Raw genomic sequence first — 23,523 nt, 5'->3', positions numbered from 1 at the left:
ACGGCTCCCTCAAACCGCCCGCCGCGCCGGCTGCATCAGGCGTTCACGTCGACGATGTAACGGCCGGTGACCTCGCCGGACATGAACTTGCGCGCAGCCTCGATCGCCTCGCCCAGGCCGATGGTCTGGCCGATGGTTTCCAGCGCTGCCGGGTCGAGATCCCTAGCGAGACGGTCCCAGGCCTTCAGGCGCTTGGCCTTGGGGGCCATGACGCTGTCTATGCCGAGCAGCGAAACGCCGCGCAGGATGAAGGGCATGACGGTCGAAGGCAGGTCGAAGCCCTGCGCCAGCCCGCAGGCGGCAACTGCGCCGCCGTACTTCGTCTGCGCGATGGCATTGGCCAGGGTGTGGCTGCCGGCGGTATCGACGACCCCGGCCCAGCGCTCCTTCTGGAGCGGCTTGCCCTTCTCGGCGAGTTCGGCGCGGTCGATGATCGTTTCCGCGCCCAGCGTCTTCAGGTAATCCGCCTCACCCGGCTTGCCGGTGAGCGCGGCGACCGAGTAGCCCAGCTTCTTGAGGATCGCGATGGCGACCGAACCGACGCCGCCGGTGGCGCCCGTCACCAGAATTTCGCCCTGATCCGGGGTCACGCACCAGTCCACCAGCGCATCGACGCAAAGGGCGGCGGTGTAGCCCGCCGTGCCGATCGCCATGGCCTGCTTGGGCGTGAAAGCCGAAGGCAGCGGCACCAGCCAGTCCCCCTTGAGCCTGGCCTTCTGCGACAGGCCGCCCCAGTGCCCCTCGCCCACGCCCCAGCCGTTGAGCACGACGGTATCTCCCGCCTTCCAGTCTGCATGGCTGCTTTCGGTGACGGTGCCGACGAGGTCGATCCCAGGCACCATCGGGAACTTGCGCACGACCGGAGAAGCCCCGGTGACGGCCAGGCCGTCCTTGAAGTTCAGCGTCGAGAATGCCACGTCCACGGCGACATCGCCTTCGGGCAGAGCGCTTGCGTCAAGCTGCTGGAGAGTGACCGTCTGGCCCTCATCGCTCTTGTCGATCACGATAGCGGAAAACATGGCATACTCCCTGGCGTATTCCCTCGCGGCCTCGTTCAGGCCCGACGATGCAGGCCTTCGTTGAAAGGGAATATGCGCCGCGCCGTCAATGCCGCCACCCCATGCCATCGCCTAGGCGAAGCGGCATCATGGGTGGGGTATCAACCGGCGTATTCGTAGGGGCGTCAACCGGCGTATTCGTAAGGGGCGTCAACCGCCTGGCGAAACGCCGTGGGCCGCCAGCAGGTCCGCCACTTTCGGAAAGGCCTTGGCGCGCATGGTTCCGTACATCGAAAGCCGCAGGATCTCGCGCGAATAGCGACGCGACAGTTCCCGCCGCTGGCCCTCGTCGGCGGCATGGGCGCGGGCGAGGATGGGCCAGAAGAACACGCCGGCTAGGTTCATCACCGAGTAGACCTCGAAGTCGATGCCCGGCTCCGCCAGCTCGGTTCCCGCGAAACGGCCCAGCGAGCCGCAATATTCGCGCCAGAACGGATCCTGCGACGGGTCCGGCGAGGCCAATACCTGCTGGAGCCAGACGCGGCAGATGTCCGGATTTTCCATCGCGAAGTCGCACAGACGCTCGGTCAGGGCAACGACGTCGACTTCCTCGACGCGGCGCTCGCCCACGGTCTCGGGATCGCCGAAAACGGCATGGAACAGCTTGTCGGAAACCCACTGGATAGTCGCCTCGATCAGCTTTTCGCGGGTTTCGAAATGCTGGTAGGCCGTGCCGCGATTGACGGCGGCGAGATGGGCCACGGCCGAGAGGCTGACGCCCTCCGGCCCGTCCTTGGCCAGAAGGTTGGCCGCCGCATCAAGGATGACGACACGCGTGGCGACAGGATCGCGTGTCCTGCGCCGTGTTTTCGCCTCCATGCTCGCCCCTCTCTTCATCAAAGGGCGAGCATAGCGACGTGCCTACTAATCGACAATGTTGATTAGCTTGTCCTCAAAGGAAAGCTTTGACCTTTTCGAGCACCAGTTCGGCGTGCTCTTTTCGGCAGATCAGCAGGTCCGGCATATAGACGTCTTCCCGATTGTAGACCAGCGGGCTGCCGTCGATGCGCGAGACGTGGAGACCCCAGCCTTGCGCGACGGCAGCAGGAGCGCAGCTGTCCCATTCGTATTGGCCGCCAGAGTGGAGGTAGATATCCGCCTCTCCGCGCAGGATCGCCATGGCCTTGGCTCCGGCCGATCCCATCGGCACCAGTTCGGCGCCGATCTCTTCGGCCACGCCGGTCGCTTCCTTGGCGGGACGCGTGCGGCTGACGACCATGCGCAGCTTTTCCGGCGCGGGAGGAATCTCGCCCGGCTGGTCGGAGCGCAGGACCACGCCTGCACCCGGCAGCGCCACGGCACCCAGCACCGGAGCTCCATCCACCGCCATGCCCACATGGACTGCCCAGTCAGCGCGCTCCTCGCCATATTCGCGGGTGCCGTCCACCGGATCGACGATCCACACCCGCTCCTTGGCGAGCCGTTCGGCATTGTCCTTCTCCTCTTCGGAGAGCAGCCCGTCCTCGGGCCGCTGCTCACGGAGGGCATGGCAAAGGAACTGGTTGGCGGTCTGATCCCCCGCTTTGCCCAGCGACTTGCCCGAGAACAGGCCGGAAGCCCGCACGTCGAGCAGGATCTTGCCCGCCACTTCGGCCAGATGCGCGGCCAGATCGCCGTCGTTAGCGATAGTCATCACGCATCTCCCAGCAGAGTGTCGACGATCAGGTTGGCCGCATCTTCCGGCGAGATCGCCGTGGTATCGATGCGGATTTCCGGATTGCGCGGCGCTTCGTAAGGGCTGTCGATACCGGTGAAGTTCTTGAGCTCGCCCGAGCGCGCCTTCTTGTAGAGGCCCTTGACGTCGCGCGCCTCGGCCACCTTCAGCGGCGTGTCGATGAACACCTCGAAGAACTCGCCTTCCGGCAGCATCGAGCGCACCATCTCGCGGTCCGCCTGGAACGGCGAGATGAAGGCGGTGATCACGATCAGGCCCGCGTCGGTCATCAGCTTCGAGACTTCGCCCACGCGGCGGATGTTCTCGATGCGGTCGGCCTCGGTGAAGCCCAGGTCCTTGTTGAGCCCGTGACGCACGTTGTCGCCGTCGAGCAGGAAGGTGTGCCGGTTCATCCGGTGCAGCTTCTTCTCGACCAAGTTGGCGATGGTCGACTTGCCGGAGCCCGACAGGCCGGTGAACCACAGCACCGCCGGGCGCTGGTTCTTGAGGCCTGCGTGCTGCTTGCGGTCGATGTCCACGGCCTGCCAGTGCACGTTTTGCGAACGGCGCAGCGAGAAGTGGATCATGCCCGCCGCCACCGTGGCATTGGTCATCTTGTCGATCAGGATGAAGCCGCCCAGCGTGCGGTTGTCGGCATAGGCCTCGAACACGATCTGCTTGTCGGTGGTGAGTTCCGCCACGCCGATCGAGTTCAGCTCCAGCGTCTTGGCCGCCAGCTTCTCCATCGTGTTGACGTTGACTTCGTACTTCGGCTCCTGAACCGTCGCCGAAACCATCTGCGTGCCGACCTTCAGCCAGTAGGCACGGCCGGGCACCATGGCCTCGTCCGCCATCCACACGAAGGTCGCCTCGAACTGGTCGGCGGTCTGCGGCGGATTGTCCGCGATCGAGATCACGGACCCTCGCGAACAGTCGATCTCGTCGGCAAAGCAGACGGTGACCGACTGGCCCGCGACCGCTTCTTCCAGGTCGCCGTCATAGGTGACGACGCGGGTGATCGTGCTGGTCTTGCCCGAGGGCAGAACGCGGATCTTGTCTCCCGCCCTGACCGAGCCAGTGGCGATCAGGCCCGAGAAGCCACGGAAATCGAGGTTCGGACGGTTCACCCACTGCACCGGCAAACGGAACGGCTTGTCCGCGTCCACCGAGGAGAGAACCTCCACCGTTTGCAGATGCTCCACCAGTGTGATGCCCGCGTACTGCGGCGCCTTGTACCACGGGGTCTTGTCCGAGAGCGTGGTGATGTTGTCGCCCTTGAAGCCGGAGATCGGCAGGGCGGTGAAGCTTTCGATGCCGATTTCGCGTGCGAACTCGCCATATTCCTCGACGATCTTGTCGAAGACTTCCTGGCTGTAGTCCACCAGGTCCATCTTGTTGACGGCGAGGACGATGTTCTTGATGCCGATCAGGTGGCACAAGTACGAATGGCGGCGCGTCTGCACCAGCACGCCCTTGCGCGCATCGATCAGGATCACCGCAAGGTCGGCGGTGGAGGCGCCGGTCACCATGTTGCGGGTGTACTGTTCGTGACCCGGGCAATCGGCGACGATGAACTTGCGCTTCTCGGTGTTGAAGAAGCGATAGGCCACGTCGATGGTGATGCCCTGCTCGCGCTCTGCGGCGAGGCCATCGACCAGCAGCGCGAAGTCGATTTCTTGACCCTGCGTGCCGACCTTCTTCGAGTCCGACTGGAGCGCGTCCAGCTGGTCCTCGAAGATCATCTTCGAATCGTAGAGCAAGCGACCGATCAAGGTGGACTTGCCGTCATCGACGCTGCCGCAGGTGATGAAGCGCAGCATCGTCTTATGCTCGTGCTGGACGAGATAGGCGTCGATGTCGTCGGCGATCAGCTGGTCGGTGACGTAGACGGCTTCTTTGGTTTCGATATCGGCCATCAGAAGTACCCCTGCTGCTTCTTGACTTCCATGCCGGCACCGCCGGCGTCCTTGTCGATGGCACGGCCCTGCCGTTCCGAAGTGGTGGTGAGGAGCGTTTCCTGGATCACTTCGGGAAGCGTCTTCGCCTCGCTCTCCACCGCGCCGGTCAGCGGGTAGCAGCCTAGCGTGCGGAAGCGGATCGAGCGTTCGACGGGAACCTCGCCGGGCTGGAGCGGGAAGCGTTCGTCATCGACCATCAGCAGCATGCCGTCGCGCTCCACGGTGGGGCGCTTGTCCGCGAAATAGAGCGGCACGATCGGAATGTCGTTGAGGTGGATGTACTGCCAGATGTCCAGCTCGGTCCAGTTCGAGATCGGGAAGACCCGGATCGATTCCCCGCGCGCCTTGCGGGCATTGTAGAGGTTCCACAGTTCCGGGCGCTGGTTCTTGGGATCCCAGCCATGCGAGGAGGTGCGGAACGAGAAGATGCGCTCCTTGGCCCGGCTCTTCTCCTCGTCGCGGCGGGCGCCGCCGAAGGCCGCGTCGAAGCCGAACTTGTCGAGCGCCTGCTTCAGGCCTTCCGTCTTCCACATGTCGGTGTGGAGCGCGCCGTGATCGAACGGGTTGATGCCCTTCTCGGCCGCTTCCGGGTTCTGGTAGACCAGCAGCTCCATGCCGCTCTCGCGCGCCATCTTGTCGCGCAGCTCGTACATCGCCTTGAACTTCCACGTCGTATCGACGTGGAGCAGCGGGAACGGCGGCGGCGAGGGATAGAAGGCCTTGCGGGCGAGATGCAGCATCACCGCGCTATCCTTGCCCACCGAGTAAAGCATCACGGGCTTTTCGGCCTCGGCAACGACTTCGCGAATGATGTGGATGCTCTCGGCTTCGAGACGCTCCAGGTGCGTGAGTGTTTTCATCGGGTCATCCTCTGCCGGGGCGCGTGCCCGTTGGCTGGGTTCCTTGGAACGGAGTATTCGGTTCGCCCGATCCGAATCGCAGGGATGACAATCCCGCGAACCTCCCATATGGGAGGGTATGCCCCTCACGAGCAACGATGAGACCGATCTCCTGATCCCGCTCTTTCAAGGAAGCGGCGAAAATCCGCGTTTCTCGACATTTCTGGAAAGATTGCGCCGACGCACGCAAGCCGATTACGTCAGCCTAATCCTTCGCATGGGCGATGGACCTCATGCCGCAATCGTCGATAGCTACGCCGGAATCGACATCAGGCAACGCGCGCACGAATCGCGGCTTCAGGGGCCGTTCGACCTCGATCGCTATCTCTACGACAGCCTGCGTCCGGGGCGGGTCTATTCGATCGGCGAGATGATCGATCACGATCCGGTCGCCCGCGCCGATCGCAACCGCAGGATGGCGCAACTCGGCATCGGCGATGAGCGGGTCGTGCGGATCGCGGGTGGCGAACGCTATAGCGCCTGGCTGCTGATGGCGCGTGCGCGCGAATGCTCCGCTTCCGATAGTGCGTTGCTGTCGAGCCTGGCGCCCTATGTCGCGATCGCGGTGGAGAACCTCGTTGCGATGGACCGCGACCGCCTTTCGGCGCGGATCAATGCCATGGGGCTGGAGCGTACCGGCAAGGGCTGGATGCTGATCGACGCCGAGGCGCGTGTGATCGCGGCCGACCCGGCGCTCTCGCATTTCTGGCAGACGCACTGCGGCGCGGCCCTGCGCCCCGGCGAGCGCGTGCTGGGCCTCGATCTCGCCGCCGAACGCAAACTGGCGACCGCCGCCGCCGAGATGGTGCAAGACCGGACCCTGCCCGCGCGACCCGTGCTGCTGCGCAGCGACCCTCATGTCGAGGCTCTGCTGATGCCGGCCGAAGCTACCGAGGCACTCGCCGCTCCGGCGCTCATGGCACTCTGCACTTTGCCGCGCCCTCATTCCGGGGATAGCGCCGAACGGCTGGCCGAAGTCTTCAACCTGCCGCGGCGCGAAGCCGAAGTGGCGATGGCGCTAGCGGAAGGTCATTCCATTGCCGAGGCGGCCGGGCGGATGGGACTGACGCTGGAGACCGCGCGCAACTACTCGAAACGCCTCTACGCCAAGCTGGGCGTGCGCGGACAGGCGGAGCTGGTCAAGCTGGTGTATGAGAGCAGCGCGGTGATGGGGTAGTACTCCATCCGGTCAAGGGCATGCCTTCTGCGACCCTGCCCTGCCGATCCCACACACCGTCATCCTGAACTCGTTTCAGGATCCATCTTGCCCATCACCGGACGGCGCGAGACGAGAAATGGATCCTGAACCAAGTTCAGGATGACGTGCGCGTGAGGCGTGCCGAATGCGCGATGCGCAGCGTGCCCGCAATCAATCGCCCAGCTTGGCCTCCATCGCCGCGATCTCCGAGCGCAGCCACATCGTTTCGGACAGGTTCCTGCCCCCTGAGGCCGCCAACAGCGCCTCATGCGCGGCCTTGCGCACAGTGAGCGCCTCTGCATTGTCCGGCTCGGCACTCAGGGCGATGTCGGTCAGATGCACGGCTTCCAGCGGAGCCCCCGCCTCCAGCTTAGCCCCCGCCCGCTGCGCCAGCCTTGCCGCGCCGCCCGCCAGTTCGACGAGATCGCCGTCGATGCTGGAGCGCGGCACGCCATAGAGCGCGATAGTGCCGTCTTCATAGTGAAGCCAGCCCGAATACTCCCGCCAGATCGACTTGACCGCCCAGGCCGCCTTGCCGTGGAATTCGCCGATCTCCATGCCATCGGGCCAGGCGAATTCGCGCATCAGGGTGTGCACGTCCTTACCCGCGTTCATACCGTCCAGCGTATAGTCGCGCACATGGCTGACGGCGGCATGCATCCTGCCGAGGTCGGCACGGATGCGGTCGGCGCCGCGAATGGCCTCGCCGTGGCCGGTGACGACGATCTCGGCGCCGAGCGCGCGGATCGTTTCCAGCGACTTCAGGTAATGGCGAACCAGGCGCGGCTTGTCCCCGCGCAGCGTGTTGAGGAACGGCATCGACAGCCACACCGGCCCGAAGACATTGCCGGTAAAGGCGATCTTCTCCCTGGGCATCCAGACCGTCAGCGCGTCGATCGTCTCGCCTTCCGGCGTGGAGATCGCTTCGAAAGTCCGGCCGCCCAGTTCGATGGTCAGCTTGCGATCCACGAGAATGTCCGGCTCGACGTTCGGCGCAGGCTTCGGCGTTCCGCCGCGCTTCAGCGTCGATCCCCAGAGCTTGCCGCTTCTCGGGCCGAAAAACGGCTGTAGCCGCATCATGTCGCCCAGCGCCTCGTTGAAGCCCGGTCCGCCGATGACCTGCGTGCCGTCCTCCACGAACTCCGGCACGCCGCCATAGTGATCGGCATGGCTCTGCGTAAGCAGGATGAAGGCCAGTGGGCCGGTGCGATGCGGCGCCAGCAATCGTTTCGTCCGCTCCACATTGTCCATGAAGCCGGTGTTGACCATGACGTCACCCTCGGCGGTGGTCACCAGGTAGGCGTTCGAGATATCGTTCGCCTGGAACACGAAATCGGTGATGGCGATGGCTTCGGCCTGCTCGTCGCCCGAGCGGACGAGACCGGCCAGCTTCGGCGTCGCTTCCTTCACTTCACTCATTTCAGGCCTCCTCGAAACAGATCATGACTTTGGCCGATTGCGGCGTCGCCGCGATTTCCAGCCCCTTCATCACCTCGCTGAACGGCAGCTTGTGGCTGATCATCGGCGCGATCCTGTCCTTCAGGCGCGGCATGGCAGCCACGACTTCGGGCATTTCGGTGGGATAGCCAACCGCTGTGGTGATGGTCATCTCGCTGGTGAGCATGCGCCCGACGGGAAACTCGATGGGCCGCATATAGGCCGCCGTGATGACCAGCTTCGCATGGAGCTTGGCCATCATGATCACATCGGACAGGATGTTCGGCGCGCCCGCCGCGTCGATGAAGGCATCGGTGCCGACGCCCACGCGCCCATAGCTGGGCACTTCGCCATGCAGCTTCGCCAATTCCGCGCGAAGATCGATCCTGCTGGGATCGAGCGCCGCGCGAACGCCCAGCGCCCGCGCCCGCTCCAGCCGCTCCTCCGACAGATCGAGCGCGACGACATCGGTAACGCCGCGATCGATCAGCCAGAGCAGCATCCCCAACCCGATCGGCCCGCAGCCGAACACCACGACTTTGTCGCCCGGCTTCACATCGGCGCGATTTACGCCATGCATGGCGACCGCCAGCGGCTCGCACATGGCGGCGACGTCATAGGAAATCCCTGCGGGGATCGGCAGGATGGAATCGCCGAGGCGCGCCTCGCGCACCAGCAATTCCTGCGTGAAGGCGCCTTCCGGGCCGCCCGAGCCGATGTTGCTGGGCGTCATCATCGGATTGACGATCACCGCATCGCCAACGGCAATGCCGGAAACCTCCGCGCCCACTTCCATCACCTCGCCCGCCCCTTCATGGCCCAGCGCGGTTTCCACACCCGGCGGAATGCCGCCCATCTTGATGTAGGACAGGTCAGACCCGCAGATGCCGACCGACTTCATCCGGACCACCACGTCCTTCGGCCCCGCGGCCGGGCGGTCATAGGCATCGAGGCGCACATCGCCTTGCCCGTGGATCTTGAGCAGTTCCATCGCCTCTCTCCCTCCCGGCTCAGGGCCGAACCATGTAGCCACCGTCGATGGTGACGGTCTCGCCGGTCATGAACGAACTCGCGTCAGAGCACAGATAGGCGCCGATGCCCTCGAAATCTGCCGGATAGCCGGTGCGCTTCATCGGGATCGTCGGGGCGAAGTGCGCGGCGACGGCCTCGGCGCGGGCGCCCTCGCCCATCATCGGCGTGATGACCAGACCCGGCGCGACCACGTTGGCGCGGATGCCGAGCGGCGCCAGTTCGATCGCGAGGCAACGGATCGCCGCCGCGACTGCGGCCTTCGATGCCGCATATTCCATCTTGCCGGGAAGCCCCTGAAACAGCGAGAGCGAGCCGCAGGCGACCAGGCTGCCGCCGCTTTCGTCCCCGGCCTCGACCCGCTCCTTCATCAGCCGCGCCCCTTCGCGCAAGGTGAAGAAGGCGCCGTCCAGCGCGGTCTTCTGGAATTCGTGCCAATGCTCGGTCGGCATCTCGAACGCCGAGTTAAAGCGTGGGCTGGCGCCGGAGTTGGCGAACACGCAGTCCACCCGGCCGAAATCGGCCATCACTTGCGCGTAGCCATCGGCAATGTTCGCCTCTTCGGATACGTCCACCTGATAGGCGATCACCTTGCCCGCGCCGGCCGCTTCCAGTTCGGCCTTGGCCTTCGCGCTCTTCTCGGCATTGCGGGCCCAGATCGCCAGATCGCCTCCCATCCTGGCGACGCCCATGGCGAAGCCGAAGCCGATGCCGCCGTTACCGCCGGTCACCACCGTCACCTTGCCAGTGCAGTCGAAAAGGCCCTTGGCCATCATTCTCTCCTCAATCCCATCGCCGGCGTTTCGCCAGCACTTTCGTTGGCGCGATGTTTCCCGGCCAGCGCTTGCCCCGCAAGCGTCGGAGGCATAGAAATCAGGCCCTATCCAAGCATCAGGGACACGAATTCGGGCCATAGACCCGGAAACGCCCCGAAGCTTCCGGGAGAACGAGAAATGCCTGCCAGCACGGCCACCCCGCTGCCGACGATGATGGTGGACGCGGCCCTGTCCGCTCCCGGAATCCATGCCGAAATCGTGCGTTTCGACATCCCCTCGCCAACCGATTCCCACCATGCCGTGGGTCAGGACTATCACGTCAACATGTGCCTGACCCCGCGCCCGCTGCAATCGCGCGGCGGCTATCGCGACCGCTGGGGGCCGCACCGATTCGAACGCCTGGGAGACATCTTCGCGATTCCGCCAGGCGAATCGCTTTACATCCGGGGCGGCAGCGGGCGGCAGGCATCGCTCGTCTGCACGATCGACTCCGCACTGGTGCATGATCTCCTCGGTCGCGACCTGCCTTGGGACGACGCGCACCTCGCCGCCGCGCTCGACATCGGCAGCGCCCAGGTCCGCGCCCTGCTTTTCCGCATCACCGCCGAAGTGCGCCATCCCGGCCTGGCTTCGCAGCGGATGCTGGAACTGCTGGGCGGCGAACTGGCCATCGAACTGGGCCGCTACGGCCTGGAAGTCTCGGAGCGACCGATGACCGGCGGCCTGTCCGGCTGGCGGCTGCGCCTGATCGAGGAACGCCTGGCCGGAAACCTGACCGCGCCCGGCCTAAAGGAACTGGCCGATCTCTGCGGGCTTTCGGTGCGACAGCTCACGCGGGGTTTCCGGGTCAGCCGCGCCTGTTCGATCGGCGACTATATAGAACAACGCCGCATGGAAGCCGCCAAGCGCCTGCTGATGGAGGGAGACAGCGTGAAGACGATCGCCTTCGCCATGGGCTTCGCTTCGCCCTCCAGCTTCACTTTCGCATTCCGCCGCGCGGTGGGTGCCAGCCCCAGCACGTTCCGCCAGCGACAGGGTCGCGCGCTGTCGTCGATGCGCGAGGCCTCGCCGCAAGCGGGTCTTGGCCTGCATTCTACATAACGGCCCGATCTCAAGCGCCAGTCGCATTGCCAAGCGCCACCGTGCGCTGGCTATCTCGTGTCCATGAGGCCGCCCGAGCGGCCCGCTTTCGAACCACGGAAAGAGGATCACGCGAATGGCCGAGCAACTCACGGCGGACAAGCTCGTCGGCGACGCTCTCGTAGAACAGGCGATGAAGGACACGGGCGTAGACGCCTTCGACAACGACACCTGGCGCGAAGGCTTCGATGTCCTGATCAACGACTTCAACGCCGGAATCGCGCGCGGCCAATACACCGAGGGCGGCATCGCCCGCACCGCCAGCGACACGCTTCACTATCTGCGCGGCCGCCTGAAGATTTCGGACTACCTGCGCCAGAATCCGGAACTGCTCAGCCGCCCGGTCGAGCGTCCGGTCTTCGTGATGGGTGTGCCGCGCACCGGCACGACACTGCTGTCCAACCTGCTCGCTGCCGATCCGGCGCGCCGCTCGCCGTTGACCTGGGAAATCGACGATCCGGTGCCGCCGGTCGCCTCGAAGGATCTGCTCACCACCGATCCGCGCGCACAGGCCCGTCTGGCGCAGGAAAAGGCGATGCTGGAAGCCAATCCGTCGATGGGCAAGTATTATCGCGGCTCCGCCGTCTACCCCAACGAATGCGTGTTTTTCATGGCGCACGACTTCAAGACGCTGATGATCGATTCCAAGGGCAAGCTGCCGGAATACAAGGAGTTTATCTTCTCCTGCGACATGACCAGCGCCTATAAGTACCACAAGAAGTTTCTCCAGGTGCTCCAGCAGAACGCGGGCGGCGTGTGGAACGTCAAGAAGCCAAGCCATGCGCTCTGGCTGGAAACGATCTTCAAGGTCTACCCCGATGCCCGCGTGATCTGGACGCACCGCGATCCCTTCACCGCTACCGGATCGCTCTGCTCGATCATTTCGCTCAGCCACATGGCCCACATGGGCAAGCCGGACACGGCCTGGCTCAAGGAGAACTACACCTGGCAGGCCGCCGAACACGCCAACCGGATCATGGATTTCCGCGACAAGCACGGCGAGGACAAGGTGATCGACGTCCACTATGCGGACATGACCTCCGATCCGATCGGCACGATGAAGAAAGTCTACCGGCAACTGGGCGACGAATGGACCGCCGAAGCCGAAGCCGGCATTCAGAAGTGGGTGGACGAAAACCCGCAGAACAAGTTCGGCAAGCACGAATACAAGCTGGCCCAGTACGGCATAGAGAAGGCGGAGCTGGAGCCGCTCTTTGAGCGCTATCTTTCGCGCTACGACGTCGCCCGCGAAGGTTGAGGAGGTAGGAATGCTCGAAGGTCGCCATTACCAGAACGCCTATCTCTGCGACAAGCTGGAGGACGGGATCGACCTGTTCCGCGGGCGCGGACTGACCCGCGAACCGATGATCATCCCGGTGGACCAGCAAGTGCTCACCCCTCAGGGCCTCAAGCGCCAGAAGGGTCGCATCTGCTTCATCTGGATCGGCGAACTCCAGATCGAACTGATCGAGAACGAGATCGACGAAGCCGGCATCTATGCCAACTGCGCTTCGAGCGAAGGCCCGCTGCGCTTCCACCACATCTGCTTCGGCGTCGATGACTGGGCCGACTTCCGCCAGCGAGTGGATGCGCAAGAATTCCCGATCGCCATGGAGCGGCCAGAAGGGGACGATCCGGGCGCGCTGAAGTTCCTCTACCTCGATGCGCGCAAGGTTTTCGGGCACTACATCGAGTATACCTGGATGCCCGACGCAATGTGGCAGCAGATCAAGGCTATGTAAGAAAAGGGAAAAGCAGGGGCCATCGCCCCTGCACCCCGAACCTGTATGCCTTGCGTTTGCAGTCTACGTCCCGCGCTCATGTCGAGTTCGGGTTTAGGAAATGCCTGCGGCGCAGCTTTAAGCCGGCTCGGGAACCACTTCGCCATAGAGCGTGGTGCGCTGCTTCAGCGTGCGACCGACGCTTTCGGCGGCCTCCCGCAGTTCGGCGATCGTCACGCCCTGGCCGTGAGCCGCGCCGGCTGCGCGGCTTATGCTCTCGTCCATCAGCACGCCGCCGAGATCGTTTGCGCCCGCCGCCAGTACTGCGGCCGCGCCGCCCATGCCCAGCTTCACCCAGGAGCACTGGATCGAATTGATCGCCCCGTTCAGCGCAAGTCGCGCCACGGCGTGCATCATCACCGCCTCGCGCCAACTCGGTCCCTTGCGGCAATGCCCGCGCCGGTAGAACGGCGCTTCCATGTGCACGAGCGGCAGCGGCACAAATTCGGTAATGCCCCCGGTATCGAGCTGAAGGTTGCGCAATGCCAGCAGGTGGCGCGCCCAGTGCTCGATGCCTTCGAGGTGACCGAACATGATCGTCGATGTCGTCGGCAGGCCCACGCGGTGCGCGGTGCCGACGACATCGAGCCATTCCTCGGTCGTCAGCTTGTCCGGACAAATCTGCGTGCGAATGTCGTCGCAGAGGATTTCCGCCGCCGTGCCGGGCAACGAGCCGAGCCCGGCATCCCTGAGCATCGCCAGATAGTCGCGCACCGGCATGCCAAGCGTCCGCGCGCCCTGGCTCACTTCCAGCGGTGAGAAGGCGTGGACGTGAAGACCGGGACAGGCCTCCTTCACCTCGCGCAGGATCGAAAGGTACGTCTCACCGGTGTAGCTTGGATGGATGCCGCCTTGCAGGCAGACTTCGGTAGCCCCCCGCTCCACGGCCTCGCGCGCGCGCCCGGCGACTTCGGACAGGTCCAGATTGTAGGGCTTGTCGCGAAAGCCCGCCTTGCTGCTGGTCTTGGAAAAAGCGCAGAAGGAGCAGGTGTGGGTGCAGATATTGGTGTAGTTGATATTGCGGTTGACGACGTATGTCACTGTATCGCCGCTGACTTCCGCCCGCAGCGCGTCCGCCGCCTCCACCACCGCCTGCGCCGCCGCGCCGCGCGTGGCGAACAGCGCGACGATCTCGTCCTCGCCCAGCGTCGCCCCACTTGCCGCGCGATCCAGAATGCGGTGAAGCGAAGCCGCTACCGGCCCCTTGTCCCGGCGCCCCAGCGGCGCATGGACAGTGCCCGGCGCGGCATCGACCACGCCGGGGCTCCACCGACTATCGCGCGCGAGTCCTTCTGCATCGGCATGACGCAGTACGAAGGGCCGGATCGCGGGATCGAGCCATGATCGGTCCGCCCCCGTGACGAAGCGCGGATATACCGTCAGCCGCTCCACCAGCGGCAAGCCCTGGGCCGCACAGATCGCGCGCAGGCGTTCCACTTCCGGCCAGGGCGCTTCCGGGTTCACGTGATCGAGCGTCACCGGCGAAATGCCGCCCCAATCGTCGATCCCCGCATCGATCAGTTCGACCAGACGTTCGTCGTTGAGATTGGGCGGCGCCTGAACCGAAACCTCGTCCGGCAGCAGGATGCGCGCGGCCGCGACCACGCGCAGGAAATCCGCCTCGCTCGCTTCCGGCGCCCGGGCCATCTTCGTGCCCGGCTTGGGACAGAAGTTCTGGACGATCACTTCCTGCAAATGCCCATGCTCGCGGTGGAGATCGCGCAAGGCCAGCAGGGCGTCCATCCGCTCATCCGCCGTCTCGCCGATGCCGATCAGCACCCCGCTCGTCATCGGCACCCGCGCCCGCCCGGCGGCCGCCAGCGAGGCCAGGCGCAAGGCAGGCGCCTTGTCGGGAGAGCCATGATGGCACATGCCCTTGTCCAGCAGCCGCTCCGAAGTGCTTTCCAGCATCAGTCCCACCGAGGCCGATACGGGGCGGAGCGCGCGATAGTCGTCCTCTTCCAGCACACCGGCATTGATGTGCGGCAGCAACCCGGTTTCCGCCAGCACGCGTTCCGCGCAGTGACGCACGTAGTCGACCGTTCGTGCGAAGCCGCGCTCCGCCAGCCAGTCACGCGCGGCGGCGTAGCGGCGCTCAGGGGCATCGCCCAGTGTGAACAGGGCCTCCCGGCAGCCCGCAGCAGCACCCGCACGCGCGATCTCCAGCACCTGTTCGAGTGTCAGGTAAGGAGCTTCCAGTCGCGAGGGCGTCGTGGCGAAAGTGCAGTAATGGCAAACGTCGGTACAAAGGCGCGTGAGCGGGATGAAGACCTTGGGCGAATAGGTCATGCGCGCAGGGCTCAGAGCGCCTCCGCGCGCGGCGCGGCGGGCCCTTGCTAGAGCGGTGACCTCCTCCAGCGGAGCGGCCAGCAACCATGCCTTCAAATGGCGGGTCTCATCCTGCATCTGCTCACCCTTCAGATGCCTGCGATGGCAAGCACCTCTTTCGCGAGCCTTTCCCTATCGGCGGCTTCGCGCATCAATGTCCTGGTCACGGCGACCGTGAGGCCCCGTGCCTGTAACACCGGAACATCGGCCTCATCGGCATGATCGATCAAGAGGCAGTCGAGAAGATCGCCCCAATGATCTTGGTAGTGACGGGCGATGGCGAGGTTGTTCACCACCTGCCCGCGCTCCGCCAGCATCTTGGCCAAGGGGCCCTTCACCGCGCTCCCCCCGATGATGGGGGAAACGGCAATCAGCGGAACCTGCCGCTCCGCCAGGGCATCGCGCACTCCGGGAATGGACAGGATCGGATCGACGCTGAGGAACGGGTTGGACGGGCACAAGACGATCGCCGCAAGGTCATCCCGCTCCAGCGCCGCGCGAAACTCCGGAGCTGGACGGGCGCGTTGCGCACCCTCGAAACGCACATCGAAAACCTTGTCAGCACATTGATTTCCCACGAACCATCGCTGAAAATCAATCCACCCCGCATCGGTGAGAACCTGGGTCCGCACAAGGTCGTCGCTCATCGGCACGACGGCATGGTCGATACCGAGTTCACGCGTCAACCGCGCCGTCACCTGGGATAACGTCTCGCCTGCCCGCAAGCGCCACGATCGCGCGATGTGCATCGCCAGGTCACGGTCGCCAAGGTTGAACCACCCCTCTTCGCCCAGTGCCCGAAGCATCGCCATGGCCTGCCATGTCTCGTTCTCGACGCCCCAGCCGCGTTCGTTATCGTTGAGTCCGGCCAATGCGTAAGTCACTGAATCCATGTCAGGACAGATAGTTAGCCCCAGATGCTCGAAATCATCTCCGGTATTGACCACGATGGTGAGGTCGTCCCCGGACGTGACCGCCGCCAGTCCCGCCGCAAGCTTTGCCCCTCCGACGCCGCCCGAAAGCGCGAGTATGTGCTTTCCGCTCATCGGAACATGTCCTGCGCGATCGGCCTCAAGCCGCTGATGGCCCCTGGGCCGTCCTCTGACGTCACCCAGCGGGCGCAGCCGCGCACGAGGGCTACCGGAGTGCCTTCCGCGCCTTCGCCCATCGCCAGCGCCGCCATCGCGGCGATCGAATCCGCTATGGCGATCACGGTAGCCTGAAGGGTGCGGCCATAGAGGTCCGTCCCCGTGCCGCGACGATCTTCCAGCACGGCCAGTCCGGCGCAGCCGATCGCATTGCCCAATGTGCCGATCCGCCAGGCGCGGCCCATCGAATCTGCGATCACCACGCCGATCCTTACCTCAGATGCTTTCTGAAGTTCGGCCCGCAGCGACCGCGCGGAATCATCGGGATCGAGCGGCCAGAGCAGTACGCGCCCCTCGGCACCGCCATCCAGGTTCGAGACATCGATCCCGGCATTGGCCAGCACATGACCGGTGCGATGTGCCGCGATCACTGCCGCTGCCGTGCCGCGCAGTATCTGAGAACTCTCCTCAAGTATGGCCTGCATCATCGCGGGATCGCGACCTGTTGCATGGGAAAGCTCATGCGCCTCCTTAGAGGCGGAGAACCCAGCAAGATCGCGGGTGCGGCCCTCCACCTTGGAGACGATCTTCTGAGCCACCACCAAGATATCGCCATCGCGGAACTGATCACCTTCCGCCTCCATGCTCGCGCATATCGCTTGCGCAATCGACATTCCGGTAGCGAACATGGGCAATCCGGCGAGCGGTCGCACGGTGAGTTCTGGATTTCGCTGCATCGGCCCTTCCGAACGCCTGACTGAAGCCGCCACCGGAAACGAAAATATCGGTAACCACAATGACCGCGAGCAAGAATCCGCGGGGGAGATAATCTGATGGCAGCTATCGCGGTGATCGGCGGAACCGGCGCCTTGGGCAAGGGGATCGCTCGGAGGCTGGTCAAGGCGGGCCACCGCGTGACCATCGGCTCCCGTTCCGCAGACAAGGCCCGCGCCACTTCCGAAGAGCTGGGCGCCGCCGATTATGCCGAGAATGGGGATGCCGCCGCGAACAAGGATGTCGTCATCGTCGCCGTCCCCCATGGCTCCCAGGGCGATACGCTGCGCCAGATCGCAGGCGCGATAGGCACGGCAGTCGTAGTCGATACCACCGTGCCGCTGGTTCCGCCCAAGGTCATGCGCGTGCAGCTTCCCGCGGAAGGCAGTGCCGCCATGCAGGCGCGGGAGCACCTGGGCCCCGATGCGCGGCTCGTCACCGCGTTCCACAACGTTTCGGCCCACCATCTCGACAGCGACCATGCGATAGAATGCGACGTCCTGGTCTTCTCCGACGATGTGGAGGCGCGCCAGGTCGTAGTCGATCTCTGCCCCGGCATGGGCCTGCGCGGCCTTTCGGGTGGCGCACTGGCCAATTCGGCGGCGGCCGAGGCGCTGACCTCGATCCTCATCTACATGAACAAGACCTACAAGGCCGACGGAGCGGGCATACGCTTCACCAACCTTGCCGCAGCGCCGCAAATGCCGTGACGTGCTGGGCGCTCATCCCGGTCAAGGCGCCCGGTCTCGGTAAGACGCGGCTCGCGTCGGCCCTGAGGCCGCAGGAGCGCGAGGCTCTGGTGGCGGGGATGCTGCGCCATGTCCTCGATACGGTGAGCGCCTGCCCGGCGATCCAGAGGGTCTGCGTACTTGGGCCCGCGCGGCCGAATCTCGGCAAAGGGATCCTGCGCTTCGACGACCCCGGCCCGGACCTTAACGGCGCATTGGAGAGCACGATGGCGGCGATCACAGCCGCCGGGCCGGAGCGTATCCTGGTGCTTCCGGCGGACTTGCCATGCCTCGGCGTGGCCGATGTCGAACGGCTCGCCAGCCTCCCTGCCGGCACCCTGGGCATTGCGCCCGATCGCCATCGCACCGGCACCAACGGCCTCTCTATCCCCCTGCCCGGCGGCATCTGGTATCCTTTTGCCTTCGGTCAGAATAGCTTTTCAACGCATTGTAATAACGCCGAAAATAGCGGTTTTAACGTGGAGACGATCCTCTCTTGCGGGCTGGAGAAAGATATAGACGAGCCTCTCGATCTCGCTGATGCTGTTCGCGTTCTGAGCCGCATCCACGATCCTGATATCGGCTCGGCGGGCGGCGGCTGGCCGCGCCAGGGAGGCCGAAAGCGGTCCGCTTGATGGGAGAATGCCGATGAACGGCAGCGTGGTGGACGGCAGTGCTATCGACCTGACCGGAAAAGTGGTCTTCGTCACCGGCGGAGGCGGTGGGATCGGCCGGTCGGTTGCGCTCTGCATGGCGGACATGGGCGCCGATATCGCAATTCTGGAAGCGATCCCCGAACGCTGCGAACAAGTGTCCGAACTCGTCGCGCAGCGCGGCCGGAAAGCGCTCTGCATCCCGGGCAATGCGATGGAGGTGGAAACCGTCCAGAACGCAGTTGCCGAAACGGCCCGTCATTTCGGGCGACTGGACGTTCTGGTCAACAATGTCGGGGGCGTCTCGCGGCGTCCTTTCGTCAACCTTGCCGAGAAGAACTGGCGGCGCCATATCGATCTCAATCTGGTGTCAAACCTTGCGGCGACGCAGGCCGCGCTGCCGTTCATGATCGAGAGCGGCAACGGCGGATCCATCATCAACGTCACCAGCATCGAGGCGTCGCGGGCGGCGCCGGGCTACGCGGTCTACGCCGCCTGCAAGGCCGGGTTGAACAACCTGACGCGCACGCTGGCTGTCGAACTTGCCCACCATGGCATCCGCGTCAATGCGATAGCTCCCGACTATACGGTGACGCCGGGCACGCAAGGGCAGTTCGGCGGCGCCGTCGCGCCCGACCTCTGGCATCGGCCGACCCCGGCTCAGCAGGAAGCCATCCGCCGCCGCATTCCCCTGGGTCGACCTGGCATCGACGACGAGTGCGGCCGCGTCGCGGTGTTCCTGGCATCCGACATGGCCAGTTACGTCACCGGCGCGATCATTCCCGTCGATGGCGGCACCTGGGCTTCGGGTGGATGGGTGCGCAACGACCAGGACGATTGGGTTCTCCCGCCCCAGCCGATCGATTGAACGAAAGACGGAAAAAGCCATGACATTCACGCTCAGCACCAGCCTGCCATTCGATCGGATCGACAGGCCGGAAGAGTACGGCACGATGGAGGCCGTGCACGAAATCGCGCGCATCGTCGAACAGGCGGGCTTTTACGCTGGCACCGTCACGGACCATCCTGCGCCGTCCGCTCGCTGGCTGGATGCCGGCGGACACTATGCGCAGGATCCCTTCGTCATGCTGTCGATGCTCGGGGCGGTCACCACGAGGCTGCGTCTCCAGACCAACATCCTCGTCCTTCCCTATCGCAATCCCTTCGTGGTGGCGCGGGGGGTGTCGACGCTCGATCATTTCACGCAGGGGCGCGTGATCCTTGGCCTGGGGGCCGGGTACATGAAGGCGGAATACAAGGCGCTGGGCGTGGACTTCGATGCCCGCAACGACCTCATGGACGAATATATCACCGCCATGAAGCTGGCCTGGACCGGCCAGGACTTCAGCTTTGAAGGCACGGGCTACACCGCGCTGGGCAATCGCATGCTGCCGACCCCAGCCCAAAAACCGAACCCGCCCCTGCTGGTCGGCGGGAACTCGAAGCGCGCCCTACGCCGCGCCGCCGAGATGGGCGACGCCTGGCATCCGTTCTTCGTGCCCAAGGCAGTGACGGACACGGCGCGCACCGCCAATCTGGAAGGCGACGAGGACGTCAGCGAGGCGATCGCCTACATGCACGCCCATGCCGAGAAGATCGGCCGGGCGGAGCCTCCGAAGGTCATCGCCTCGTCCACTTACGCCATCAAGCAAGGCTGGAGCGCTCAGGAAGCGCTGGACCACTTCGCGCACCTGAAATCTCTCGGAATTCATGGTTCCGGGGCGACCGTCCACGCTGAAACGCGCGCCGAATACTGCGATCTGGCGCTGCGGTTCGGCGAAGAGGTGATCGCCCGAATCAACTTCTGACGATCAGGTCACCACGTCGGGCGCGCTCCGACCGGTGTGGCGCGCAATCCCGGCGATGGCCTGCGCGGCGGCGATTTGCGGCTCCAGCATCGTTCCGGTGTCTGCGTCCAGCTGTCCGGAAACCGGCTCGTAACGCTCCAGGTAAACGCGCAAGGTCGCGCCTTGCGTGCCGGTGCCCGAAAGACGGAAGACCACTCGGCTGCCATCCTCGAACAGGACCCGGATGCCCTGGTTTTCGCTGACGGACTGATCGACGGGATCAGTATAGGCAAAACTGTCGGCATGAGCGACCGTGAGCGGTCCGAACTGCTGGCCCGGCAGCGCCGCAAGCGCACCGTTCAGTTCGGCCATCAAACCTGCCGCGGCCTGGCTGTCCACCGCCTCATAGTCATGACGCGCGTAGTAGTTGCGCCCGAACCGGGCCCAGTGGGTACGAGCGAGTTGATCGACGCTGATGTCCCTTGCGGCGAGGATGTTGAGCCAGAGCAGCACGGCCCAGAGACCGTCCTTCTCGCGAACATGGTCCGAACCGGTGCCGGCGCTCTCCTCGCCGCAGATCGTGACCATGCCTGCATCGAGGAGCGTGCCGAAGAACTTCCAGCCTGTCGGAGTCTCGAAACAGGGAATCCCCAGCGCCTCGGCTACCCGATCGGCAGCGGCGCTGGTCGGCATCGAACGGGCGATACCGGACAGGCGCCCGCGATAGGCCGGTGCAATCTCGATATTGGCCGCCAGCATTGCCAGCGAATCGGACGGCGTGACGAACCGCCCCCGCCCGATGATCAGGTTGCGATCGCCGTCCCCGTCAGAGGCCGCCCCAAGATCGGGCGCGTCCGGCCCCATCATCAGGTCGTAAAGATCCTTGGCGTGGATCAGGTTCGGATCGGGATGATGCCCGCCAAAATCCTCAAGCGGCGTACCGTTGATCACGGTGCCGGCGGCGAAGCCCAGCCGGTTCTCCAGGATTTCGACGGCATAAGGACCGGTCACGGCGCTCATTGCGTCGAAGCGCATCGCGAAGCCACTGCCAACGGCCTTGCGGATGGCGTCGAAATCGAACAGGTCTTCCATCAGGTCGGCATAGTCGGCCACCGGATCGATCACCTGCACGATCATGTCACCCACGGTGACTTCACCCGGCGTGTCGAGGTCGATATCGTCGGCATCAACGGTCAGCCAGAGGTCGATCTCCTTCGTCCGCGCGAGGATGGCACCCGTCACGCTTTCGGGAGCAGGGCCGCCGTTGGCAATGTTGTACTTGATGCCCAAGTCTTCTTCCGGACCGCCGGGATTGTGGCTGGCCGAAAGGATCAGGCCGCCGCTGGCGCCGTACTTTCGGATCACATTGCTGGCGGCCGGGGTCGATAGGATACCACCCTGCCCCACGATCACGCGGGCGTAGCCGTTGGCGGCGGCCATGCGGATGGCCTGCTGGATCACCGTTCGGTTATGGAAGCGGCCGTCGCCGCCGATTACCAACGCCGCGCCGTGCGACTCGGCATTGGACGAACGCGAATCCGATTGCGGCTTCACCACATCGAAGACCGACTGAATGAAATTCTCGGCGTAGTTCGCCTGCTGGAAAACGCGCACTTTCTTGCGCAGGCCAGACGTTCCGGGCGCCTGTCCCTCGAAAGGCGTGGTCGGTACGGTGACGATGTCGGTCAAACCCAATCTCCAAGCAGGACGTTCACGCGCGAATGCGCTCGCCGGTATAGATAGCGCCTACGACAATCCGGTTGCACGTCCCTTAAGGCAAATCGCCATCTAAATCAGACCGTTGTCACTCATACTGAAGATACCCCCCCTGGCGACGACGAAATGGTCGTCCAGACTAAGCTCCAGCGCTGCCATGACTTGCCGGAAAGTGCGGGTGGACTGGACGTCGTCGGCGCTGGGCCGAGGATCGCCTGAAGGGTGATTATGCGCCAGGATCAGGCGACGTGCATCCAGGTCGAAAGCCCGGCGCACCGTGCGGCGCAGCGGCAGGTCGCAAGTCGACTGACGGGTTCCGACATGGATATCCTCGGCAATGAACAGCCCCTCGCCGGTGAGGAACAGCACCATCACACATTCTTCGCGTCGGCTCGATATGCGCCGGGCAAGATATTGTCGAAATGCGGGGCTTCCAAGATCGACCGGATGCCCCAGAACGGTTTCGCGCATCGCCACGGCGGCCAGATCACGGGCGGCAACGATGACGGCAGCGATTGCAAGTCGATTCGGACCGAACTCGTCGATCTCCTCGGCAATGGCCTGGGCGCTGGCCGAATAGATCGTGCTCAGCGAACCGAAGCGGAGGATCAGGCGGCGTGCAGCGGCTTCGCTACCTTCGCCGAGGACGGGCCGGAGTATATGCGCCAGGACGGATAGTTGCCCCGTATCTTCTGCCGCCGCATGTGACATGCCAGCCCCAGCGCCATTGCCAGCAGCTGGACGTAGGATGGAATGATCGACATCACCTGATAGGCGGTCGTGTGGATACCCACGTTCCCCAGTCGGTAGAAGTGACTCGAAAACGCGATGATCTGCGCCCCACCTATCCATAAGGGATAAAACCTGTTGGCATGAAGCGCGACATAGCCGATGCCCAGCAGGCTCGACGTATCGATCGCCAGATGGACGACATCGACCCCGTAGAAGACCAGGAGATCAGCTCCGCGGCCGAGATGGTAGATCCGGTCCACCACCACCATGCCCAGCATGATACCTGCGAGGATCCGCTCAGGCGCACCACCGCGCCTCCAGGCGACGAGGAAGAGAACCAGATAGGCTGCATATTGCAGGTAGGCCCGCGCGCCCCAGGTCAGCATGCAAGCCCCCCATGGCCATGCCGCCGGAAACGCGCGGAACCCGCGATCAGGCCTGGGTCGCTTAGGCCGATCGCAACATCATTGCGTCGTCCACCAACTGTGCCTGATTCGGGCAGGCTTCCGGCTCGTCGGCAATCGCGCTGATATCGCGGCCGATCCCCAGCAGTTCCTGATGAACGCGGATCATGTCGTTCTGGCTTTCCAGAAGCGTGCGCTGCGTCTTGGCAAGGCGCATGAGCGCCGTCTGGCCCGTGAAGGTAGCCACGCCGTCGGCCTGGCGAGCAAGCAGCATCGATTCCATCAGGCGTGCCGAGGCAAGCAGAGCGGAATCCAGCGAGAGTTCGGCCTCGGGAAGCTGGCGCGCGATCCGGGCGGTAGCAGCGGAAATCGTGATCGACATA

Annotated in this window: 24 protein-coding genes; 9 read left to right on the top strand and 15 right to left on the bottom strand. The window is 64.5% G+C overall.

Annotated features, from left to right (window positions below; genetic code table 11):
- Positions 1 to 35: 35 nt before the first annotated feature.
- The 5 genes from ACI3K3_RS16845 to cysD form a co-directional block, all read right to left on the bottom strand.
- Complete coding sequence (locus ACI3K3_RS16845) at positions 36 to 1,019, bottom strand: MDR family oxidoreductase (protein WP_404915701.1); 984 nt, start codon at positions 1,017 to 1,019, stop codon at positions 36 to 38.
- Positions 1,020 to 1,208: 189 nt separating this feature from the next.
- A complete protein-coding gene (locus tag ACI3K3_RS16840) occupies positions 1,209 to 1,877 on the bottom strand; it encodes a TetR/AcrR family transcriptional regulator (RefSeq protein WP_404915699.1) in 669 nt (222 codons plus the stop codon).
- Between the two features lie 73 nt (positions 1,878 to 1,950).
- On the bottom strand, positions 1,951 to 2,691 hold the full coding sequence (locus ACI3K3_RS16835; protein WP_404915697.1) for a 3'(2'),5'-bisphosphate nucleotidase CysQ: 741 nt from the start codon (positions 2,689 to 2,691) through the stop codon (positions 1,951 to 1,953).
- On the bottom strand, positions 2,691 to 4,628 hold the full coding sequence (gene cysN, locus ACI3K3_RS16830) for a sulfate adenylyltransferase subunit CysN (protein ID WP_404915695.1): 1,938 nt from the start codon (positions 4,626 to 4,628) through the stop codon (positions 2,691 to 2,693). The genes ACI3K3_RS16835 and cysN overlap by 1 nt, the downstream gene beginning before the upstream one ends.
- The gene (gene cysD, locus ACI3K3_RS16825) at positions 4,628 to 5,638 is read right to left on the bottom strand and encodes a sulfate adenylyltransferase subunit CysD (RefSeq protein ID WP_404915693.1); all 1,011 of its coding nucleotides are present in this window, start codon (positions 5,636 to 5,638) and stop codon (positions 4,628 to 4,630) included. Before cysD ends, cysN begins: the two co-directional genes overlap by 1 nt.
- Positions 5,639 to 5,786: 148 nt before the next feature.
- On the opposite strand from cysD, the gene ACI3K3_RS16820 reads away from it, so the two are divergent.
- Positions 5,787 to 6,746 (top strand): helix-turn-helix transcriptional regulator, encoded by a 960-nt coding sequence (locus ACI3K3_RS16820; protein ID WP_404915691.1) that lies wholly within the window; start codon positions 5,787 to 5,789, stop codon positions 6,744 to 6,746.
- 192 nt (positions 6,747 to 6,938) lie between these two features.
- Here the strand turns inward: ACI3K3_RS16820 and ACI3K3_RS16815 are convergent, their stop codons facing one another.
- Genes ACI3K3_RS16815 through ACI3K3_RS16805 form a run of 3 tightly spaced genes read right to left on the bottom strand, consistent with a single transcriptional unit; the run spans position 6,939 to position 10,006 of the window.
- Complete coding sequence (locus tag ACI3K3_RS16815; RefSeq protein WP_404915689.1) at positions 6,939 to 8,186, bottom strand: MBL fold metallo-hydrolase; 1,248 nt, start codon at positions 8,184 to 8,186, stop codon at positions 6,939 to 6,941.
- Position 8,187: 1 nt separating this feature from the next.
- A complete protein-coding gene (locus ACI3K3_RS16810) occupies positions 8,188 to 9,195 on the bottom strand; it encodes a zinc-binding dehydrogenase (RefSeq protein ID WP_404915687.1) in 1,008 nt (335 codons plus the stop codon).
- 19 nt (positions 9,196 to 9,214) lie between these two features.
- Complete coding sequence (locus ACI3K3_RS16805) at positions 9,215 to 10,006, bottom strand: SDR family NAD(P)-dependent oxidoreductase (protein WP_404915685.1); 792 nt, start codon at positions 10,004 to 10,006, stop codon at positions 9,215 to 9,217.
- A 180-nt stretch (positions 10,007 to 10,186) separates the two neighbouring features.
- Between ACI3K3_RS16805 and ACI3K3_RS16800 the strand changes: the two genes are divergently transcribed.
- The 3 genes from ACI3K3_RS16800 to ACI3K3_RS16790 all read left to right on the top strand — a co-directional run bounded on the left by ACI3K3_RS16800 (position 10,187) and on the right by ACI3K3_RS16790 (position 12,891).
- Positions 10,187 to 11,110, top strand: a complete 924-nt coding sequence (locus ACI3K3_RS16800; protein WP_404915683.1) for a helix-turn-helix transcriptional regulator — start codon at positions 10,187 to 10,189, stop codon at positions 11,108 to 11,110.
- A 115-nt stretch (positions 11,111 to 11,225) separates the two neighbouring features.
- Complete coding sequence (locus ACI3K3_RS16795) at positions 11,226 to 12,407, top strand: sulfotransferase family protein (protein WP_404915681.1); 1,182 nt, start codon at positions 11,226 to 11,228, stop codon at positions 12,405 to 12,407.
- A 10-nt stretch (positions 12,408 to 12,417) separates the two neighbouring features.
- Positions 12,418 to 12,891: a hypothetical protein gene (locus ACI3K3_RS16790; RefSeq protein WP_404915679.1), complete on the top strand. Its 474-nt coding sequence runs from the start codon at positions 12,418 to 12,420 to the stop codon at positions 12,889 to 12,891.
- A 117-nt stretch (positions 12,892 to 13,008) separates the two neighbouring features.
- Here ACI3K3_RS16790 and cofH read toward each other — a convergent pair whose 3' ends face one another.
- From cofH to cofE, 3 genes are read right to left on the bottom strand one after another with little or no spacing between them, the layout of a single operon-like run.
- On the bottom strand, positions 13,009 to 15,336 hold the full coding sequence (cofH, locus tag ACI3K3_RS16785) for a 5-amino-6-(D-ribitylamino)uracil--L-tyrosine 4-hydroxyphenyl transferase CofH (protein WP_404915677.1): 2,328 nt from the start codon (positions 15,334 to 15,336) through the stop codon (positions 13,009 to 13,011).
- Positions 15,337 to 15,347: 11 nt separating this feature from the next.
- The gene (cofD, locus tag ACI3K3_RS16780; RefSeq protein WP_404915675.1) at positions 15,348 to 16,304 is read right to left on the bottom strand and encodes a 2-phospho-L-lactate transferase; all 957 of its coding nucleotides are present in this window, start codon (positions 16,302 to 16,304) and stop codon (positions 15,348 to 15,350) included.
- Positions 16,301 to 17,020: a coenzyme F420-0:L-glutamate ligase gene (gene cofE / locus ACI3K3_RS16775; RefSeq protein ID WP_404915673.1), complete on the bottom strand. Its 720-nt coding sequence runs from the start codon at positions 17,018 to 17,020 to the stop codon at positions 16,301 to 16,303. The genes cofD and cofE overlap by 4 nt, the downstream gene beginning before the upstream one ends.
- Here cofE and ACI3K3_RS16770 point away from each other — a divergent pair.
- Genes ACI3K3_RS16770 through ACI3K3_RS16750 form a run of 5 tightly spaced genes read left to right on the top strand, consistent with a single transcriptional unit; the run spans position 16,989 to position 20,309 of the window.
- Positions 16,989 to 17,180 (top strand): hypothetical protein, encoded by a 192-nt coding sequence (locus ACI3K3_RS16770; RefSeq protein WP_404915729.1) that lies wholly within the window; start codon positions 16,989 to 16,991, stop codon positions 17,178 to 17,180. The two genes, cofE and ACI3K3_RS16770, sit on opposite strands and share 32 nt — an antisense overlap.
- The gene (gene npdG / locus ACI3K3_RS16765) at positions 17,180 to 17,830 is read left to right on the top strand and encodes an NADPH-dependent F420 reductase (RefSeq protein WP_404915671.1); all 651 of its coding nucleotides are present in this window, start codon (positions 17,180 to 17,182) and stop codon (positions 17,828 to 17,830) included. Before ACI3K3_RS16770 ends, npdG begins: the two co-directional genes overlap by 1 nt.
- A complete protein-coding gene (gene cofC, locus ACI3K3_RS16760; RefSeq protein WP_404915669.1) occupies positions 17,827 to 18,483 on the top strand; it encodes a 2-phospho-L-lactate guanylyltransferase in 657 nt (218 codons plus the stop codon). Before npdG ends, cofC begins: the two co-directional genes overlap by 4 nt.
- Positions 18,484 to 18,496: 13 nt before the next feature.
- Positions 18,497 to 19,369, top strand: coding sequence for an SDR family NAD(P)-dependent oxidoreductase (locus ACI3K3_RS16755; RefSeq protein ID WP_404915667.1), 873 nt, complete (start codon positions 18,497 to 18,499; stop codon positions 19,367 to 19,369).
- Between the two features lie 19 nt (positions 19,370 to 19,388).
- Complete coding sequence (locus ACI3K3_RS16750) at positions 19,389 to 20,309, top strand: TIGR03619 family F420-dependent LLM class oxidoreductase (protein ID WP_404915665.1); 921 nt, start codon at positions 19,389 to 19,391, stop codon at positions 20,307 to 20,309.
- Positions 20,310 to 20,312: 3 nt separating this feature from the next.
- Here ACI3K3_RS16750 and ACI3K3_RS16745 read toward each other — a convergent pair whose 3' ends face one another.
- From ACI3K3_RS16745 to ACI3K3_RS16730, 4 genes are all read right to left on the bottom strand, one after another.
- On the bottom strand, positions 20,313 to 21,977 hold the full coding sequence (locus tag ACI3K3_RS16745) for an alpha-D-glucose phosphate-specific phosphoglucomutase (protein WP_404915663.1): 1,665 nt from the start codon (positions 21,975 to 21,977) through the stop codon (positions 20,313 to 20,315).
- A gap of 99 nt (positions 21,978 to 22,076) precedes the next feature.
- Positions 22,077 to 22,715, bottom strand: a complete 639-nt coding sequence (locus ACI3K3_RS16740; protein ID WP_404915661.1) for a JAB domain-containing protein — start codon at positions 22,713 to 22,715, stop codon at positions 22,077 to 22,079.
- The gene (locus tag ACI3K3_RS16735) at positions 22,613 to 23,122 is read right to left on the bottom strand and encodes a hypothetical protein (protein WP_404915659.1); all 510 of its coding nucleotides are present in this window, start codon (positions 23,120 to 23,122) and stop codon (positions 22,613 to 22,615) included. Before ACI3K3_RS16735 ends, ACI3K3_RS16740 begins: the two co-directional genes overlap by 103 nt.
- Before the next feature lie 61 nt (positions 23,123 to 23,183).
- Positions 23,184 to 23,522: a hypothetical protein gene (locus ACI3K3_RS16730; RefSeq protein ID WP_404915657.1), complete on the bottom strand. Its 339-nt coding sequence runs from the start codon at positions 23,520 to 23,522 to the stop codon at positions 23,184 to 23,186.
- Position 23,523 lies beyond the last annotated feature (1 nt).

The organism is Novosphingobium sp. ZW T3_23 (assembly GCF_044987305.1).
Taxonomy (GTDB): Bacteria; Pseudomonadota; Alphaproteobacteria; order Sphingomonadales; family Sphingomonadaceae; genus Novosphingobium.
This window is presented reverse-complemented; position numbering and strand designations above follow the sequence as displayed.

Excerpts from the sequence above, each read along its gene's own strand:
- cofD (WP_404915675.1), bottom strand. The coding sequence starts at position 16,304 with ATGAGCGGAAAGCACATACTCGCGCTTTCGGGCGGCGTCGGAGGGGCA.
- ACI3K3_RS16795 (WP_404915681.1), top strand. The coding sequence starts at position 11,226 with ATGGCCGAGCAACTCACGGCGGACAAGCTCGTCGGCGACGCTCTCGTA.
- cofH (WP_404915677.1), bottom strand. The coding sequence starts at position 15,336 with ATGCAGGATGAGACCCGCCATTTGAAGGCATGGTTGCTGGCCGCTCCG.
- ACI3K3_RS16810 (WP_404915687.1), bottom strand. The coding sequence starts at position 9,195 with ATGGAACTGCTCAAGATCCACGGGCAAGGCGATGTGCGCCTCGATGCC.
- ACI3K3_RS16790 (WP_404915679.1), top strand. The coding sequence starts at position 12,418 with ATGCTCGAAGGTCGCCATTACCAGAACGCCTATCTCTGCGACAAGCTG.
- ACI3K3_RS16730 (WP_404915657.1), bottom strand. The coding sequence starts at position 23,522 with ATGTCGATCACGATTTCCGCTGCTACCGCCCGGATCGCGCGCCAGCTT.
- ACI3K3_RS16800 (WP_404915683.1), top strand. The coding sequence starts at position 10,187 with ATGCCTGCCAGCACGGCCACCCCGCTGCCGACGATGATGGTGGACGCG.
- ACI3K3_RS16740 (WP_404915661.1), bottom strand. The coding sequence starts at position 22,715 with ATGTCACATGCGGCGGCAGAAGATACGGGGCAACTATCCGTCCTGGCG.
- ACI3K3_RS16835 (WP_404915697.1), bottom strand. The coding sequence starts at position 2,691 with ATGACTATCGCTAACGACGGCGATCTGGCCGCGCATCTGGCCGAAGTG.
- ACI3K3_RS16755 (WP_404915667.1), top strand. The coding sequence starts at position 18,497 with ATGAACGGCAGCGTGGTGGACGGCAGTGCTATCGACCTGACCGGAAAA.
- cofE (WP_404915673.1), bottom strand. The coding sequence starts at position 17,020 with ATGTCGATTGCGCAAGCGATATGCGCGAGCATGGAGGCGGAAGGTGAT.
- ACI3K3_RS16820 (WP_404915691.1), top strand. The coding sequence starts at position 5,787 with ATGGGCGATGGACCTCATGCCGCAATCGTCGATAGCTACGCCGGAATC.
- ACI3K3_RS16845 (WP_404915701.1), bottom strand. The coding sequence starts at position 1,019 with ATGTTTTCCGCTATCGTGATCGACAAGAGCGATGAGGGCCAGACGGTC.
- ACI3K3_RS16750 (WP_404915665.1), top strand. The coding sequence starts at position 19,389 with ATGACATTCACGCTCAGCACCAGCCTGCCATTCGATCGGATCGACAGG.
- ACI3K3_RS16840 (WP_404915699.1), bottom strand. The coding sequence starts at position 1,877 with ATGGAGGCGAAAACACGGCGCAGGACACGCGATCCTGTCGCCACGCGT.
- cysD (WP_404915693.1), bottom strand. The coding sequence starts at position 5,638 with ATGGGAGGTTCGCGGGATTGTCATCCCTGCGATTCGGATCGGGCGAAC.
- ACI3K3_RS16805 (WP_404915685.1), bottom strand. The coding sequence starts at position 10,006 with ATGGCCAAGGGCCTTTTCGACTGCACTGGCAAGGTGACGGTGGTGACC.
- ACI3K3_RS16735 (WP_404915659.1), bottom strand. The coding sequence starts at position 23,122 with ATGCTGACCTGGGGCGCGCGGGCCTACCTGCAATATGCAGCCTATCTG.
- npdG (WP_404915671.1), top strand. The coding sequence starts at position 17,180 with ATGGCAGCTATCGCGGTGATCGGCGGAACCGGCGCCTTGGGCAAGGGG.
- ACI3K3_RS16770 (WP_404915729.1), top strand. The coding sequence starts at position 16,989 with ATGCTCGCGCATATCGCTTGCGCAATCGACATTCCGGTAGCGAACATG.
- ACI3K3_RS16815 (WP_404915689.1), bottom strand. The coding sequence starts at position 8,186 with ATGAGTGAAGTGAAGGAAGCGACGCCGAAGCTGGCCGGTCTCGTCCGC.
- cysN (WP_404915695.1), bottom strand. The coding sequence starts at position 4,628 with ATGGCCGATATCGAAACCAAAGAAGCCGTCTACGTCACCGACCAGCTG.